Below are 14,069 nucleotides of genomic sequence, written 5' to 3'. Positions count from 1 at the left end.
CATCGATGGGGCGACGCCCGACACGACGCCACCAGGCCGGGCACCGGCCGGAAGCAGGTGCTCGCCGGGCACCCTTCGGGGACGGCGGCGTCCGGCCGGTCGGGTACGCCGCCTGCTGGGCCACTGATCGACCGCAGCCCGTCCGCCGGAGAACGCCGACCCCGCCGGGGGCCGCCACCAGCAGCCTCCGGCGGACCGGGCCCGGGTTGTCAGGCGTCCGAGTAGCTGAGGTCGCCGACCGACCAGGCGCTGATGTCGCCGATGGCGATGCGGTACATGCCACCGGTGTGCGGGAGGCCGAAGTTGCCCTGGAGGATCCTCGCCCGGTGCAGGTGGAGGTGGGTGGGGCGGGCCGGGGGGCCTTCGGCGGGTGGGGCGAAGAGGGCGGCGAAGGGCTTCAGGTGGTCGGAGGCCTGGAGGACGTCGGCCACGCGTTCCCACCACAGGGCCACCGGGGCCAGCCTGCCGGTGATCACGGCGCCGGGGACGACCACCGTGAGGGACATCTGGTTGCTGTGCTCGGACTCGACCATTGCGGCGATCTCGACGAGCAGCCCATCGGGGTTCGACATGCTGCCCAGACTAGGACACACCTGCCGCGGCCACCCGCCTTCCCCCCCGTGCGGCACGGAGCACCCGCACCGGCGGAGCGCCCGCACTCATAGGAATCTCAGAGGTTGAGGCGCTTGGCCGCCGCACTGACCCACCGTCAGAATTGTCGGCGCTTCGTCAAAACGGGAGCGGGTCCGGACCCCGATCCCCTCTCCGGTGGGCTCCCAGCAGCCGGTCGTCAACCGTCTCGTCCCCCATACGAGGAGTTCACATGCTCGAAGAGCTGTCGCGGCTCGCCGAACGCGCCCGTCCCACGGTGCTCGGCCTGGCCCGGATCGCCGTCTCGCTCCTGTTCGCCTGCCACGGCGCAGCCACGCTGTTCGGGGTGCTCGGCGGCCCGCACGGCAAGGCCCCACAGGTCGGGGAGTGGCCGGGCTGGTGGGCCGCGCTGATCCAACTCGTGGGCGGTGTCGTGGTGTTGGCGGGCGTCGCGGTGCGCCCGGCGGCGCTGGTGTGCTCGGGTTCGATGGCGTACGCGTACTTCAGCGTGCACCAGGAGCACGCCCTGTGGCCGATCCAGAACGGCGGCGAGTCGGCCGCCATGTTCTGCTGGGCGTTCCTGCTGATCGCCGCCGTCGGACCGGGCGGCCTGGCCCTCGGCACGCTGCTCCGCCGCAACCCCCGGACCTCGGCCGCCGCCACCGCCACCGCCTGACAACCCGCCGCACCCCCTCGCACCGGGCCCGCCGGAAGCCTCCCTCCGAGGCCGCTGGCGGGCCCTCCGCACGCCCCCCGGCCGTCCGCACGCCATCCCCGGGCCGCCCGCCGGGCCGCCCGCACGCCACCGCCCGGCCGCCCGCACGCCACCGACAGGCCAGAACAGTCGGCATTCCCGCAGGTCAAGGGCCGAACGTCCCTCCTTCGAGCGGCCGAACAGTCCATGATCAACTCGTCTACGCCGATGGTTAACCTGACGTTCATGGAGTACATCAGCAGCGGAGCTCCGCGCACCGCCACCCCCACCCCCACCCACGCCCACACCGCCACCCGCGCCACCGCCCTCACCACCGCCGGCGTCCACGACGAGGCCGGATTCAGCCCGGAGTACGATCGCCTGCTCGCCCGCCACCACGCGATGCGATTGCGCCGCAGCATCCTCGCCCCAACCGGCCGGTCAACCCCGCAGGGGCCGGCGGTGGAGCTTCCGGAGCCCGGGGACCGGGACCTGATCGTGCGCCACCTCGCCCCGCTGCTGCCGTTCGACGCGCTGATCGAGGTGCTGTACGACGCGATGTTCGTCCGGCGGCCGTTCCTGCGGCGGTTGTTCCCGGAGTCGATGGAGTTCCAGCGCCAGCACCTGGGGCACATGTTCCAGCACCTGATCGACCACCTCGACCGCCCGGTCGAACTCGACGCCAGGCTGCGGGCGTTGGGCGCGGACCACCGCAAGCTCGGGGTGTGGCCGGCGCACTACGAGGCGTTCGAGGAGGCGCTGACCACCGCGCTGCGGGTGCGCGGCGGGAACGCCTGGACCGCGCAGGTCGAGGCGGCCTGGACGCGGATGCTGCGGTTCGCGGTGGCGGCGATGGTCGCGGGCGCGGAGGGTGCGGCCACCGAGCCGCCGTTCTGGCACGGCGAGGTGGTCGGGCACGAGCGGCGGCGTCCGGACCTGGCGGTGCTGCGGGTGCGCACCGGCGAGCCGTACCCGTACCGGGCGGGGCAGTACGCGGCGCTGGAGTCGCCGTTGCTGCCGCACAGTTGGCGGCCGTACTCGGTGGCGTGCGCGCCGCGCGAGGACCGGGTGCTGGAGTTCCACGTCCGCCGGACCTCGCCGGGCGGGCTGAGCGCGGCGCTGGTGGAGGGCACGGGTGTCGGCGACCAGGTCCGGGTGGGGCCGCCGCGCGGTTCGCTCTCGCTGGACGCCGACGGGGCGGACGTGCACCGCGATGTGCTGCTGGTGGGCGGCGGGACGGGGCTGGCGCCGATGAAGGCGCTGGCGGAGGAGTTCGCGGTGGCGCACCGGGCGCGTGGCCGCCGGGTGCGGCTGGTGGTCGCGGCGCGCGGCCGCGAGGAGCTGTACGACTGGCCTTCGCTGGTCGAACTCGCCGCCAACCGTTCCTGGTTGGAGCTGACGCCGGTGCTCGGACCGGACCTGGAGGGACTGGCGGCCCTGCTCCGCGGCCATCAGAGCGTGCCGGGGCTGGCGCTGCTCAGCGGCCCGCCGAGGATGGTCGCCGGGGCGCGTTCGCTGCTGCTGGACGCGGGTGTGCCGGACGACCGGATCCGCTACGACGGCGTGGCCGCCGCCGCGCGCTGACCGCCCGCAGGCGGCCGGTCAGCGCCACCGGGCCGCCATCAGGCCCCGGCGGACGGGGCCGTTCGGCCCTTCCGCCGCCGTTTCCGACTTGGGGACAGTGACACCCAGGTCAACAGGTCAGCGTTGTCTGTGTCCGGCCCGCATTCGGCGGGCCGGTCGGGTTGGGCGTGGGTGCCCGGAGAGGCCGAGCGATGGAAACCGACGAGGTCATGCTGGCTGTCCGGCTCACCACCGCGGACCGGACGCTGCTGCGGCGTCTGGCACACGGGCACCGCGGCGATGTGTCCGAGGTGGTGGCGGACGCCCTGCTGGACGTACTGCCCGCCGTGCTCACCGGCGGCACGCCCCAACTCGCCGACGAGCTGCGCCGGTTCGCGCCCTGCGCGGTGACGGTGTGGCTGCCGCCGGAGCTGGCCGAGCTGCTGCCCGCGCTGGCCGACCGGATGACGGACCTGAGCGGCGTCCGCCCGGGCACCCCGTGCGCGGCGCTGGGCGCGGCGGTCCGGCTGTGGCTGCGCCAGGACCCGGCCCTGCTGATGGCCGGCCTGCGCACGCTGCACGGCGCGGACGCCCGCCACCAGCACCACCATGCGGTCGCGGCCTGACGGCCCGTCCACCCACCTGCGGCGAACTGTCCGCTTCCCCCTGCGCACCCGACGGGCGTCCCTGCGACGCCCGTTCGCGTCCCCGCAGCACCGGCGCCCCGCTCGGCACCTCTCGGCATCCCTCGGCACCCCTCGACGCCCCGTCCCCTCAGCGTAGGGACGGCGCGCATTCGCGCTCTCCCGGCGCCGCGACCTGGTGGCCCGTCAGTCCCTGCCGTCCCCGGGCCGTTCGGCTCGGAGGGGCCCGTGGACCGGGGACGTCGGGCCGCCGGGGGCGGGACCATCGGCCCTGGGACCGCGACCCGTCCACGAACGAGCATGGATCGCCGCCGCTCGGCGAAGGTGCTCCACTCCCCGGAAGCACCCCGCGGACCGGGTGGTCCGGCATTGCGCCGCCGCCCGGTCGCGGGCGTCGCGTCGTCCGTCTCCTGTCATGGCGGGTGACGGCCCGTCGGGCGGTGGCGCCACCAGGTTCGGCAAGGACGAAGGAGGGCGGCCGATGGCTGCCATCGAGGCGAGTCGGGGGGCGGCCGAGGCCGCTCCACGACGCACACCGGGCAGCGCGATAGTGCGGATGCTCACCACAACCGATCACAAGACGATCGGCACGATGTATCTGGTCAGCGCATTCGCGTTCTTCCTGATCGGCGGCGTGCTGGCGTTGGTGATGCGGGCGGAGCTGGCCCGCCCGGGGACGCAGATCCTCTCCAACGAGCAGTTCAACCAGGCGTTCACCATGCACGGCTCGGTCATGCTGCTGCTGTTCGCGATGCCGCTGTTCACCGGTTTCGCGAACTGGATCATGCCGCTGCAGATCGGCGCGCCCGACGTGGCGTTCCCGCGGCTGAACATGCTGTCGTACTGGATGTTCATGTTCGGCTCGCTGATCGCGGCGGCCGGCTTCCTCACCCCGCAGGGCGCGGCCGACTTCGGCTGGTTCGCCTATGCGCCGCTGTCCGACGCCATCCACTCCCCCGGCGTCGGCGCCGACATGTGGATCATGGGCGTGGCGTTCAGCGGCTTCGGCAGCGTGCTGGGCGCGGTCAACTTCATCACCACGATCATCTGCATGCGCGCGCCCGGCATGACCATGTTCCGGATGTCGATCTTCGCCTGGAACGTGCTGCTGACCTCGCTGCTCGTGCTGATGGTCTTCCCGGTGCTGGCGGCCGCGCTGCTCGCCCTGGAGATGGACCGCAAGTTCGGGTCCCACGTCTTCGACCCGATGAACGGCGGGCCGATGCTGTGGCAGCACCTGTTCTGGTTCTTCGGCCACCCCGAGGTGTACATCCTGGCGCTGCCGTTCTTCGGCATCGTCTCGGAGATCGTCCCGGTGTTCAGCCGTAAGCCGATGTTCGGTTACTCGGGCCTGATCGCCGCCACCATCGCGATCGCCGGCCTGTCGGTGACGGTGTGGGCGCACCACATGTACGTCACCGGCCAAGTGCTGCTGCCGTTCTTCTCGTTCATGACCTTCCTGATCGCCGTTCCGACAGGTGTGAAGTTCTTCAACTGGGTCGGCACCATGTGGAAGGGCTCACTGTCCTTCGAGACACCGATGCTGTGGGCGACGGGCTTCCTCGTCACCTTCATGTTCGGCGGTCTGACGGGCGTTCTGCTGGCCGCGCCGGTGCTGGACTTCCACGTCTCCGACTCGTACTTCGTGGTCGCGCACTTCCACTACACGCTGTTCGGCACCGTGGTGTACGCGATGTTCGCGGGCTTCCACTTCTGGTGGCCGAAGTTCACCGGCAAGATGCTGGACGAGCGCCTCGGCAAGATCACCTTCTGGACGCTCACCATCGGCTTCCACCTCACCTTCCTGGTCCAGCACTGGCTGGGCGCCCAGGGCATGCCGCGCCGCTACGCCGACTACCTGGCCGCGGACGGCTTCACCACCCTCAACATGATCTCGACCATCGGCTCGTTCCTGCTCGGCCTGTCGATCCTGCCGTTCCTCTACAACGTCTGGAAGACCGCCAAGTACGCGCCCAAGGTCGAGGCCGACGACCCGTGGGGCTGGGGCCGTTCGCTGGAGTGGGCGACCTCCTGCCCGCCGCCGCGGCACAACTTCAGCAAGCTGCCGAAGGTCCGCTCGGAGTCCCCGGCGTTCGACCTGCACCACCCGGACATCGCCGCCGCCGACTACATCGACAACCACGGCAAGCCGGCACCGCACCTCGGCGACGTCACCCCGGCCCGGTTCGACCTGCCGGAGCGCGAACGCAAGCGGCTCACCACGTCCTCCTCCGAGGACTGACCGTTCCGCCCGCCGCCGGCCCGTCCCCGGGCTGACGGACCCACGACCGCCGTCCCCGCCCCGCCGTATCTCCCGGTCCGGGCGGGGCGGGGACGGCACCCCTCAGCTCTGGAGGACCCGCCATGGCCCACCCCGTCCTGGCCCTCGGCACCGCCGCACTCACCGCCGCCGGCAGCGCCTGGTACCTGCCCGCGCTGCTCGACCTGCGGGCCGGCGCGGACCGCCCGCGCGCCGCCCGCCTGGCCGCCACCGGCTGCCTGCTCTGGTGGTGCGGACTGGCCGCGGCCGCGATCCTGCTCACCACCCCGCTCAGCTGGCACATCCCGGTCGGAGCGGCCCTCACCGGTGCCCTGTCGGGTGCGGCGCTGCGGGTCCTCGCCGCAGCCGAGCGGCGCGCCGACCGGCGCGAGCAGGACCGTGCCTGGGGCTCCCTGCCGTACGACCTGCCCTCCGTCCGCGGCGTGCGTCCCTCCGCCGCGACCGTCGGCTGGGTCACGGGCGGACTCGCCGTGGCCGCCGCGACCGCCGCCGCGACCCTGCTGGCGGGACGCCCGGGGCCGGCCGGTTCCGCCGTGGTCACTGTCGCCGGGTCGGTCGGACTGTGCCTGCTGATCCTGCTGGTCGCCCTGAACCGCACCCGCCCGCACTGAACCCCTTCTCCCCCGAAGGAAGGATCGCCATGGACGTCGCCGAGTCGATCACCCTGCACCCGGCCGGCCTGCCGGGCGAGGCGGCCGCTCTCGCCAGGGCCCGGGTCGCCACCGTCGCGCAGGACGCCTCCGCCCTGGTCGAGGCCGTCCGGATCCGCCTGACCGGCGCACCGGGGCGGGTACTCGCCCAGGTCAACGCCGAGGTGGACGGGCGCCGGGTCCGGGTCCAGCTGGCCGCGCGCGGCATCGGCGAGGCCGCCGACCGGCTCGCCGAGGGGCTGCGCCAGCGCATCCGCACCGTCTCCGCCAGCTGGCGGCCGCGGCCCTGGCCCGCCGCGGGCGACCGCGCGGTCGGTGTTCCGGCGACCGGCACCGAGCACATCGTCCGGATCAAGTCGGCGCCGCTGGTGTGGTGTTCGCCCGACGCGGCGGTCCGCACCCTGGACGCCATGGACTACGACATCCACCTGTTCACCGACCCGGCCACCGAGACCGACGCGGTCGTCCACCGAGTGGGCCCCACCGGCTACCGCCTGGCCCGCACCCTCCCCGCCGCACCCCCGGCGCGCCCCGCCACCCCCCTCACCCTCAGCCCCCACCCGGCCCCGCAGCTGAGCGACCGCCAGGCCGCCACCCGCCTCACCGCCGCCGAACTCCCCTACCTCTTCTTCACCGACCCCGTCACCCGCCGCGGCCGCCTCCTCTACCGCCGCCTCGACGGAGACCTGGCACTGGTCGTCCCGGCCTGAAACCCGGCCGAGACCCCGGCCCGCACCACGTCCAGTACTGCCCGGGCTGGCAGCTCTGACGGTCCGTGCGATGGCAAAGCGCAGGCAAAGTACGATGGTTGCCGTTCGAGACCCGACTCTGTGAGGAGTGCCCCCGGATGGTGTTCAAGCGACTTCTCGGTGCCCTGGGCGTCGGCGGGCCCACCGTCGACACGGTGCTGTCCACCCCGTCCGTCCAGCCCGGCGGCATCGTGCACGGCCAGGTCAACCTGGCCGGCGGCGAGCGCGACGCCGAGATCAACGGCATCACGCTCGGGCTGGTCGCCCGGGTCGAGGTCGAACACGAGGACGGCGAGAGCCACACCGTCCAGGAGTTCACCCGGGCGCAGGTCTGCGGCCCGCTGCGGCTGGCCGCCGGGGAGCGGCGCGCCGTCCCGTTCGCGCTGCCGGTGCCGTGGGAGACGCCGCTGACGGCGGTCGGGGGCCACCACCTGGCGGGCATGGCGCTCGGTGTCCGCACCGATGTGGACATCGCCGGTCAGCTGGACCGGGGGGACAGCGACCCGCTCACGGTGGAGCCGCTGCCGGTGCAGCAGCGGGTGCTGGAGGCGCTGGCCGCGCTCGGCTTCCACTTCCACCGGGCCGACCTGGAGGCTGGCCGGATCCACGGCACCGGCCAAACGCTGCCGTTCTACCAGGAGATCGAGTACAAGGCGGCGCCGCAGTTCGCCCGGCGGTGCAACGAGATCGAGCTGTCCTTCGTCACCGCGCCCCACCAGGTCGAGGTGGTGCTGGAGTTCGACAAGCGCGGCATGTTCCACAGCGGCGACTCGGTGCGCACGTTCCGGCTGGACCACGCCTTGGGTCAGCACGACCTGACCGGCACGGTGGACGGCTGGATCCGCGGCGTCCTCGGCCACTAGAAACCGCCGCCCGGGCCCGGGCCTTCGGAGCTACAGCCAGTCGCGCTTCTTGAAGATGAGGTAGAGGCTGCCGCAGACCAGGCCCATCAGGCCGATCGCGAAGGGGTAGCCGAAGGCCCAGTGGAGTTCCGGCATTTCGTCGAAGTTCATGCCGTAGACGGTGCCGATGAGGGTGGGGGCGAACAGGATCGCGGCCCAGGAGGAGATCTTCTTGATCTCGTCGTTCTGGGCGTGGCCGGCCTCGGCGAGTTGCTTCATCTCCTCGTTCTGGCGCTGGGAGACCAGGGTGGCGTTGACGGTGAGGATGTTCTGGAGCATCTGCCGGAAGCCGTCGACCCGTTCGGCGGCGTAGGTGGCGTGGTCGGCGACGTCGCGGAGGTAGCGCTGGAGTTCCTCGTCGGTGCCGTACTTCTGGAAGCCGGCCTCGAGGGCGCGCATGATCTCCAGCAGGGGGCCGGTGGCGCGCTGGAGTTCGATGACCTCGCGGGAGAGCTCGTAGATGCGGCGGGAGACCCGGGGGTCGCCGCCGAAGACCTCGGTCTCGATCTCGTCGATGTCGTGCTGGAGGCCCGCGATGACGGGGGCGTAGCCGTCGACGACGGCGTCCAGGACGGCGTAGAGGACGGCTTCGGGGCCGAGGGCGAGCAGCTCGGGGTCGGCTTCGAGGCGGCCGCGGATCATCGAGAGGTCGGGCGACTGGGAGTGCCGGACGGTGAGGACGAAGTCGGGGCCGACGAAGAGGTGGATCTCGCCGAAGTCGACCTCCTCGACGTCGTCGAGGTAGCGGGCGGCGCGCAGCACGACGAACAGGGTGTCGCCGTAGCGTTCCAGCTTGGGGCGCTGGTGGGCGACGATGGCGTCCTCGATGGCGAGTTCGTGGAGGTCGAACTTCTCGGCGGCCTCCAGGAGTTGGGACTCGGCGGGGCGGAAGAGGCCGATCCAGGCCATGGTGCCGGGCTTGCCGGGGAGTTCGCGGTAGATCTCGGCGAGGCTGCCGGGGGTCTCTATCCGGCGGCCGTCGCGGTAGACGGCGGCGTCGACGACGGAGCGTTCCAGCGTGACGGGCCCCTGGTCGTCGGCGTTCTGGTCGGAGCGCGGGTCCATGGAGTGTTCGGGGGCCGCGGAGTGGTCGGTGACGAGCCGGGGGCTGCGGCTGAAGGGTCGCTTGCTCGCGCGCACGGCGCGCACACGCCAGTCGGACATGGCGGGTACCTCCACGGGTCTGGGTCCGTCACGCCCGCACGGTGGCGGGGGACGGCCGGCCCCGGGTGGCCCGTCCGCACGGCAGGGCCGGGGAACGCGGGGCGTTCAGCGGGCGATGCGCGGGCGGGGGTTCCGGTGGCCGGGAACGGGTGAGAACTTCCCGGAGCGGGGCCGACTTCGGCCCGGACTACTGCACTCCACGGCTCTCACCTCCTCACCTTCCGGACGCACCCCGGCGTCGCGACCGCCGCCAGTCTAGCCCCGCACTCCCCCACCCACCGGCCCCGGGGGACACCCGCCCGGCCTCCCGGGCCCCGCCGGGCACGCCGCGGCCCGGCCACGCGGGCGCGTGTCCGGGCCGTGCGGAAGAGCGTCAGGCGTCGGCGGGCAGCGGGGCGGCGGGGCCGACCAGGCCGACGGCGCGCAGGTCGGGTGCCGGAACGCGGCGGGGACGGTCTCGTTCAGCGCGGCGGTGTCCTCGGCGATGCGGCTGGGCCGGCTCGCGCCGGGCGTGGATCAACCCGGCGCGTTGTCCTCCAGGAGTTCTTGGGTGCGCCGCAGCAGCGCCTGCCGCACCTCCTCCGGTGCCAGCACCCGCAGGGGTGTCGCGAGGCCGAGCAGGTACCTGGCGAGGCCGTCCGCGTCGGGGCCGCCGATCTCGGCGATGGTGGCGTCGGGGCCGTCCGAACGGTGGGTGCCGACGCTGGGCGGGATCAGCCGCAGCGCCCGGTCGAGCGGCAGCGGGAGCCGGATCGTCACGTGGAGCGGGTAGGTGGCGCGTCCGAGGGAGTCGGCGACCAGCAGCGCCGGGTCGGGCGGGTCGCCGAGTTCCACCGGGTGTCCGGTGGGGCGGATCCGACCGACCCGGTCGGCCCGGAAGGTCCGCCACTCGCCGCGCGCCACGTCCCGGGCGACGAAGTACCACCGGCGCCCGGTGCTGACCAGCCGGTACGGATCGACCTCCCGGACGGTGGCCTTCCCGTCCCGGTCGCGGTACGAGAGGCGGCTGCGCTCGCCCCGCCGGCACGCGGCGGCCAGCTCCAGCAACCGGCCGGGCGCGAGCGGCGGTTCGCCCGGCCTGGGGGTGTGCGCCAGGGCGGCGTCCAGTTCGCCCAGCCGGTCCGCGATGCGCGGCGGCAGGACCTGCCGCAGCTTCAGCAGCGCCGACAGCGCGGCCTGATCGCCTCCGAGTGCGCCGCTGAGCGCGGCCTCGCGCAGCCCGACGGCCACCGCGAGCGCCTCCTCCTCGTCGAGGATCAGCGGCGGGACCCGTGCCCCGGCGCGCAGCCGGTAGCCGCCCCACGGGCCCGCGTCGGACTCGACGCCGTAGCCGAGGTCCCGGAGCCGGGCGATGTCCCGCCGCACCGTGCGGTCGGTGACGGCCAGCCGCTCGGCCAGTTCGCCGCAGGTCCACGAGGGCCGGGTGGACAGCAGGGAGACCAGGCGCAGCAGCCGGGCGGAGGTGGTGAGCACGCCCCGAAGTGTGCCGCACGACCAGGACCGAACCTGTCCTGGTCCGGTCGTAGCGTCTCCCCCATGAGCACCGGAACCACTGAGAACACCTCCGCGATCCGCTATTCCGCTGTCACCTTCGACTGCGCGGACCCGGCCGAACTGGCCCGCTTCTACGGCGACGCGCTCGGCCTGCCCGTCGTGTACTCCACCGACGGGTTCGTCCTGCTCGGCCAGGAGGGCGCGGCCGGCCTCGGGTTCAACCGGGTCGCCGACCACCGCCCGCCCTCCTGGCCGGACGAGTCCGGGGCGAAGCAGGCGCACCTCGAACTGGGCGTCGACGACCTGGACGCCGCGCAGGCCCGGCTGGTCCGACTGGGCGCCGTCGTCCCCGAGTTCCAGCCGGACCCGGACCGCTGGCGGGTGCTGCTGGACCCGGCCGGCCACCCGTTCTGCCTCTCCTGCCTGGTCTGAGCGCGGCCCCGGTCAGCTCAGCAGGGCACCCAACGGGCCGGCGATCAGGTGGTACTGGGCGAGGAAGGCCGTGAACGCGCAGCAGGCCAGCGCGGTCGCGGTCATCGCGAGGCGGCCGGGCAGGCGCCACCAGTGGCGCAGCCAGCCGGCCACCGCGCCGGCGGTGACCGCGAGGGCGGCGAGCGGGAAGGCCGCGCCCCACCAGGTGGGAGCGAGGGCGAGCGGGGTGCCCAGCGGGACGGCCTCCATCATGGCGTTGCCGTCGGAGACCAGGGCCAGCAGTGCGGTGAGGAATCCGGCGGCGAGCAGCCCGGCGAGGGCGGCCGCGGCGCGGGCGGCCTGTGCGGGTCGCGGGTGGGCGGGGCGCCGGCGCAGTCGGCGGCCGAGCGCGGTGGCGGGGACGGCGACGGCCGCGCCCAGCAGCACGGTCAGGGCCACGCCGAGCACGGCCAGGCGCGGGCCGGGCCGATTCCGCCAGGTCAGTGCCCGGTAGGCGGTGGACGGGTTGTCGGAGGAGGTCAACACCCCGTTGCGGAACGCGATTTCGGCCTGCCCGTCGCGTTCCCGGTAGCGGCCGTCCCCGAGCGGCAGCCAGTGCTGTTCGGGGTGCCGGGGGTCGAGCGCGAGGCCTTCGGTGCGCAGGCCGCTGCCCTCGGGGGTGACGGTGACCGAGCCGAACAGTTCCTCGGTGCGCATCAGGCTGTCCCGGCTGACGCGGGCGGCGCGGTACGCCCCGGCGACCTTCCCGGCCTCCGCCGCACTCCCCGGACTTCCGCCTCCCGCAGGCGGCTTCGCGCCGGGGAGGGCGTCGACCACGGCGCGGATCAATTCCTTGCCGTCCCAGTTCGCGGTGCCGTCCACGCCGTCGCCGTTGTACACCACGTAGATGCCGAGGCCCTGTTCGGGCAGCACCAGCAGATTGCCGTGGAAGCCGGGCAGGTCGCCGTCCTTGAACCAGCCGGTGAAGCCGTCGCGGGTCCAGCCCTCGTAGGCGTAGCCCATGCCAGGCAGTGCGGGGTCCTGCCGGTAGTGGATGCTCTGCATCAGGCGGCCGGCGGCGTCGGGGGCGAGTTGGGCGCGCAGCCAGCGGGCCATGTCGGCGGCGGTGGTGAGCCCGCCGGGGCCGCTGGGCGTCCACGGGCCGTACTGGCCGTGCTCCTCCACCCAGCCGTCCGCGCCCTCGGGCCGGTAGCCGTGGGCGGGTTGCAGGCCGTCGGGGTGCGGTTGGGCGAACGAGGTCCGGCCCATGCCGAGCGGGTCGAGGACGCGGGTGCGCAGCTGCTCGGCGAACGGGCGGCCACTGACGCGTTCGACCACCAGCCCGGCGAGGGCGGCGCCGTAGTTGTCGTACGCGACGACACTCCCGGGCGGGCGGACCCGGGCCGGGCGGTGCGCGGCGAGGCTGTCGGCCAGGCTGGAAATCCCCTGCGGCGTGGCGGAGTTGACGCCGACCAGGTCGCTGTCGAAGCCGGCGGTGTGGGTGAGCAGGTGGTCGGTGGTGACGGGGTGTCCGGGGAAGCTGTCGGGGATCCGGTTGGCGGGTGGCAGGTAGCGGTTGACGTCGGCGCCGGGGTCGAGCTGTCCGTCCGTGATCAGCTGGGCGGCGGCCTGGGCGGTGAACAGTTTGGCCAGCGACCCGAGGTAGAAGCCGGTGCGGTCCGGGTCCACGGGCGTGCCGGCGGCAATGTCGGCGACGCCGTAGCCCCGGGTGAACACGCCCCCGTCGGCGCTCACCACGGCGACGGCGGCACCCGGTATCCGGTCACGGCTCAGCTGCGCCGTCACCGTCCGGTCGATCAGCCCCGCCGGCGCGGCGGGTGCGACGGGAGCGGCGGGCGTGGGTGCGGCGGCGGGCAGCAGCGCGGCGGCGGGCAGCAGCGCGGCGGCAAGGGCGAGACCGAGGACGGCGGTTCGGCGACTGATCATGCGTCAACGATCGTCCCCGGCCCGGTGGCCGGTGCAGTGCCTGACGCACCTCTCGGCATGCATTCTGCACATCCCCCACCTGCGGGGCGCACCCCTACAGGACGCACCCCGCCGCACCGGGGTGGCAGAAGGCGCCCGTCCTGCTGGAAGTTCAGATCCCGCCGAACAGAACACAGGTCTTGTGCGGCGACTCGCCGATCCACCTCAAGCACGGGAGCTCGGGTCCGTCCTCACCGTCGTTCCTGAAGTCGTCGCGGCTGCGGAACTCGGTCACGATCCGGTCCCCCTCGACGCGCGAGACCCCGACCTGCTTCCTGAAGTCCACTTTCAGCACGTCGGTCTCAGCGGCCAGGCACTCGATGGCATACCTTTTCGAGACTTCCGGGTGCTTCGCGAACACTGCGGCCACGTCCTCGAAGAACTCCGGGTCCCGTCGCGGCCCACACTTGGCCTTGTGAGTCATGGCGACCTCCTACGTCTCCGTCCTCTCAACTCCGGCTTCTCCCCGGCTGCCCAGCCCGCACCCCACCGGGGCACGCCCGGTCCATCGGGAGTTTCAGACCTTGCAGTAGACGGCACAGGTCTTGTGCGGCGACTCGCCGATCCACTCGCAGCACGCGGGTTCGTCCTCACCGCCGTCGATGAAGTCCTCGCGGCTGCGGAACTCGGTCACGATCCGGTCCCCCTCGATGCGCGAGACCCCGACCTGCTTCGTGAAGTCCACTTTCAGCACCTCGACCTCAGTGGCCAGGCACCGCACGGCATATCTCCTGGAGGAATCCGGGTGCTTCGCGAACACCGCGTCCAGCTCCCTGAAGAACTCCGGGTCCCGTTCCGGCCCGCACTGGGCCTTGTGAGTCATGGCGACCTCCTCGACTCCGTGCCTCCATTCCAGCCTCTCGCCGAACCCGCACCGGCGCGCGCCGCGCCGTCCACCCGCCGCCCGGGGCGCGATCCGGATGATCAACTCGGGCACAAT

The 14,069-nt window shown here is 73.2% G+C and carries 14 protein-coding genes; 8 read left to right on the top strand and 6 right to left on the bottom strand.

What is annotated here, in order from left to right; translation table 11 throughout:
• Nucleotides 1-209: 209 nt before the first annotated feature.
• Entirely contained in the window at nucleotides 210-572 is a 363-nt protein-coding gene (locus ACFV18_RS09240) for a hypothetical protein (protein WP_380480904.1), read from the bottom strand.
• Nucleotides 573-823: 251 nt separating this feature from the next.
• On the opposite strand from ACFV18_RS09240, the gene ACFV18_RS09235 reads away from it, so the two are divergent.
• The 7 genes from ACFV18_RS09235 to ACFV18_RS09205 all read left to right on the top strand — a co-directional run bounded on the left by ACFV18_RS09235 (nucleotide 824) and on the right by ACFV18_RS09205 (nucleotide 8,035).
• The gene (locus ACFV18_RS09235; RefSeq protein WP_380480901.1) at nucleotides 824-1,267 is read left to right on the top strand and encodes a DoxX family protein; all 444 of its coding nucleotides are present in this window, start codon (nucleotides 824-826) and stop codon (nucleotides 1,265-1,267) included.
• A gap of 264 nt (nucleotides 1,268-1,531) precedes the next feature.
• Nucleotides 1,532-2,869 (top strand): globin domain-containing protein, encoded by a 1,338-nt coding sequence (locus ACFV18_RS09230; RefSeq protein WP_380480899.1) that lies wholly within the window; start codon nucleotides 1,532-1,534, stop codon nucleotides 2,867-2,869.
• Between the two features lie 191 nt (nucleotides 2,870-3,060).
• Nucleotides 3,061-3,474, top strand: coding sequence for a hypothetical protein (locus tag ACFV18_RS09225; protein WP_380480897.1), 414 nt, complete (start codon nucleotides 3,061-3,063; stop codon nucleotides 3,472-3,474).
• Between the two features lie 499 nt (nucleotides 3,475-3,973).
• Nucleotides 3,974-5,734, top strand: coding sequence for a cytochrome c oxidase subunit I (gene ctaD / locus ACFV18_RS09220; RefSeq protein WP_380480895.1), 1,761 nt, complete (start codon nucleotides 3,974-3,976; stop codon nucleotides 5,732-5,734).
• Between the two features lie 122 nt (nucleotides 5,735-5,856).
• Nucleotides 5,857-6,384: a hypothetical protein gene (locus tag ACFV18_RS09215; protein ID WP_380480893.1), complete on the top strand. Its 528-nt coding sequence runs from the start codon at nucleotides 5,857-5,859 to the stop codon at nucleotides 6,382-6,384.
• Nucleotides 6,385-6,413: 29 nt separating this feature from the next.
• Nucleotides 6,414-7,133: a sigma 54 modulation/S30EA ribosomal C-terminal domain-containing protein gene (locus tag ACFV18_RS09210; RefSeq protein ID WP_380480891.1), complete on the top strand. Its 720-nt coding sequence runs from the start codon at nucleotides 6,414-6,416 to the stop codon at nucleotides 7,131-7,133.
• 137 nt (nucleotides 7,134-7,270) lie between these two features.
• Nucleotides 7,271-8,035 (top strand): sporulation protein, encoded by a 765-nt coding sequence (locus ACFV18_RS09205; protein WP_380480889.1) that lies wholly within the window; start codon nucleotides 7,271-7,273, stop codon nucleotides 8,033-8,035.
• 30 nt (nucleotides 8,036-8,065) lie between these two features.
• Here the strand turns inward: ACFV18_RS09205 and ACFV18_RS09200 are convergent, their stop codons facing one another.
• Both ACFV18_RS09200 and ACFV18_RS09195 read right to left on the bottom strand, forming a co-directional pair.
• The gene (locus ACFV18_RS09200; RefSeq protein ID WP_380480887.1) at nucleotides 8,066-9,238 is read right to left on the bottom strand and encodes a magnesium and cobalt transport protein CorA; all 1,173 of its coding nucleotides are present in this window, start codon (nucleotides 9,236-9,238) and stop codon (nucleotides 8,066-8,068) included.
• Between the two features lie 516 nt (nucleotides 9,239-9,754).
• A complete protein-coding gene (locus tag ACFV18_RS09195; RefSeq protein ID WP_380480885.1) occupies nucleotides 9,755-10,711 on the bottom strand; it encodes a helix-turn-helix transcriptional regulator in 957 nt (318 codons plus the stop codon).
• Nucleotides 10,712-10,774: 63 nt separating this feature from the next.
• Between ACFV18_RS09195 and ACFV18_RS09190 the strand changes: the two genes are divergently transcribed.
• Nucleotides 10,775-11,164: a VOC family protein gene (locus ACFV18_RS09190; RefSeq protein ID WP_380480883.1), complete on the top strand. Its 390-nt coding sequence runs from the start codon at nucleotides 10,775-10,777 to the stop codon at nucleotides 11,162-11,164.
• Between the two features lie 12 nt (nucleotides 11,165-11,176).
• Here ACFV18_RS09190 and ACFV18_RS09185 read toward each other — a convergent pair whose 3' ends face one another.
• The 3 genes from ACFV18_RS09185 to ACFV18_RS09175 form a co-directional block, all read right to left on the bottom strand.
• Complete coding sequence (locus ACFV18_RS09185; RefSeq protein ID WP_380480881.1) at nucleotides 11,177-13,090, bottom strand: serine hydrolase domain-containing protein; 1,914 nt, start codon at nucleotides 13,088-13,090, stop codon at nucleotides 11,177-11,179.
• Between the two features lie 151 nt (nucleotides 13,091-13,241).
• Nucleotides 13,242-13,553, bottom strand: a complete 312-nt coding sequence (locus ACFV18_RS09180; protein WP_380480879.1) for a hypothetical protein — start codon at nucleotides 13,551-13,553, stop codon at nucleotides 13,242-13,244.
• 93 nt (nucleotides 13,554-13,646) lie between these two features.
• Nucleotides 13,647-14,066 (bottom strand): hypothetical protein, encoded by a 420-nt coding sequence (locus ACFV18_RS09175; RefSeq protein WP_380480878.1) that lies wholly within the window; start codon nucleotides 14,064-14,066, stop codon nucleotides 13,647-13,649.
• Between the last annotated feature and the right edge of the window lie 3 nt (nucleotides 14,067-14,069).

It is taken from the genome of Kitasatospora sp. NPDC059673 (assembly GCF_042734215.1).
GTDB lineage: Bacteria > Actinomycetota > Actinomycetes > Streptomycetales > Streptomycetaceae > Kitasatospora.
Note: the sequence above shows the minus strand (reverse complement) of the source record. Positions and strands in the feature narration are given on the sequence as shown.

Bases quoted from the DNA above. Each gene is read 5' to 3' on its own strand.
- ACFV18_RS09240 (WP_380480904.1), bottom strand. From the start codon at position 572: ATGTCGAACCCCGATGGGCTGCTCGTCGAGATCGCCGCAATGGTCGAG.
- ACFV18_RS09235 (WP_380480901.1), top strand. From the start codon at position 824: ATGCTCGAAGAGCTGTCGCGGCTCGCCGAACGCGCCCGTCCCACGGTG.
- ACFV18_RS09230 (WP_380480899.1), top strand. From the start codon at position 1,532: ATGGAGTACATCAGCAGCGGAGCTCCGCGCACCGCCACCCCCACCCCC.
- ACFV18_RS09225 (WP_380480897.1), top strand. From the start codon at position 3,061: ATGGAAACCGACGAGGTCATGCTGGCTGTCCGGCTCACCACCGCGGAC.
- ctaD (WP_380480895.1), top strand. From the start codon at position 3,974: ATGGCTGCCATCGAGGCGAGTCGGGGGGCGGCCGAGGCCGCTCCACGA.
- ACFV18_RS09215 (WP_380480893.1), top strand. From the start codon at position 5,857: ATGGCCCACCCCGTCCTGGCCCTCGGCACCGCCGCACTCACCGCCGCC.
- ACFV18_RS09210 (WP_380480891.1), top strand. From the start codon at position 6,414: ATGGACGTCGCCGAGTCGATCACCCTGCACCCGGCCGGCCTGCCGGGC.
- ACFV18_RS09205 (WP_380480889.1), top strand. From the start codon at position 7,271: ATGGTGTTCAAGCGACTTCTCGGTGCCCTGGGCGTCGGCGGGCCCACC.
- ACFV18_RS09200 (WP_380480887.1), bottom strand. From the start codon at position 9,238: ATGTCCGACTGGCGTGTGCGCGCCGTGCGCGCGAGCAAGCGACCCTTC.
- ACFV18_RS09190 (WP_380480883.1), top strand. From the start codon at position 10,775: ATGAGCACCGGAACCACTGAGAACACCTCCGCGATCCGCTATTCCGCT.
- ACFV18_RS09185 (WP_380480881.1), bottom strand. From the start codon at position 13,090: ATGATCAGTCGCCGAACCGCCGTCCTCGGTCTCGCCCTTGCCGCCGCG.
- ACFV18_RS09180 (WP_380480879.1), bottom strand. From the start codon at position 13,553: ATGACTCACAAGGCCAAGTGTGGGCCGCGACGGGACCCGGAGTTCTTC.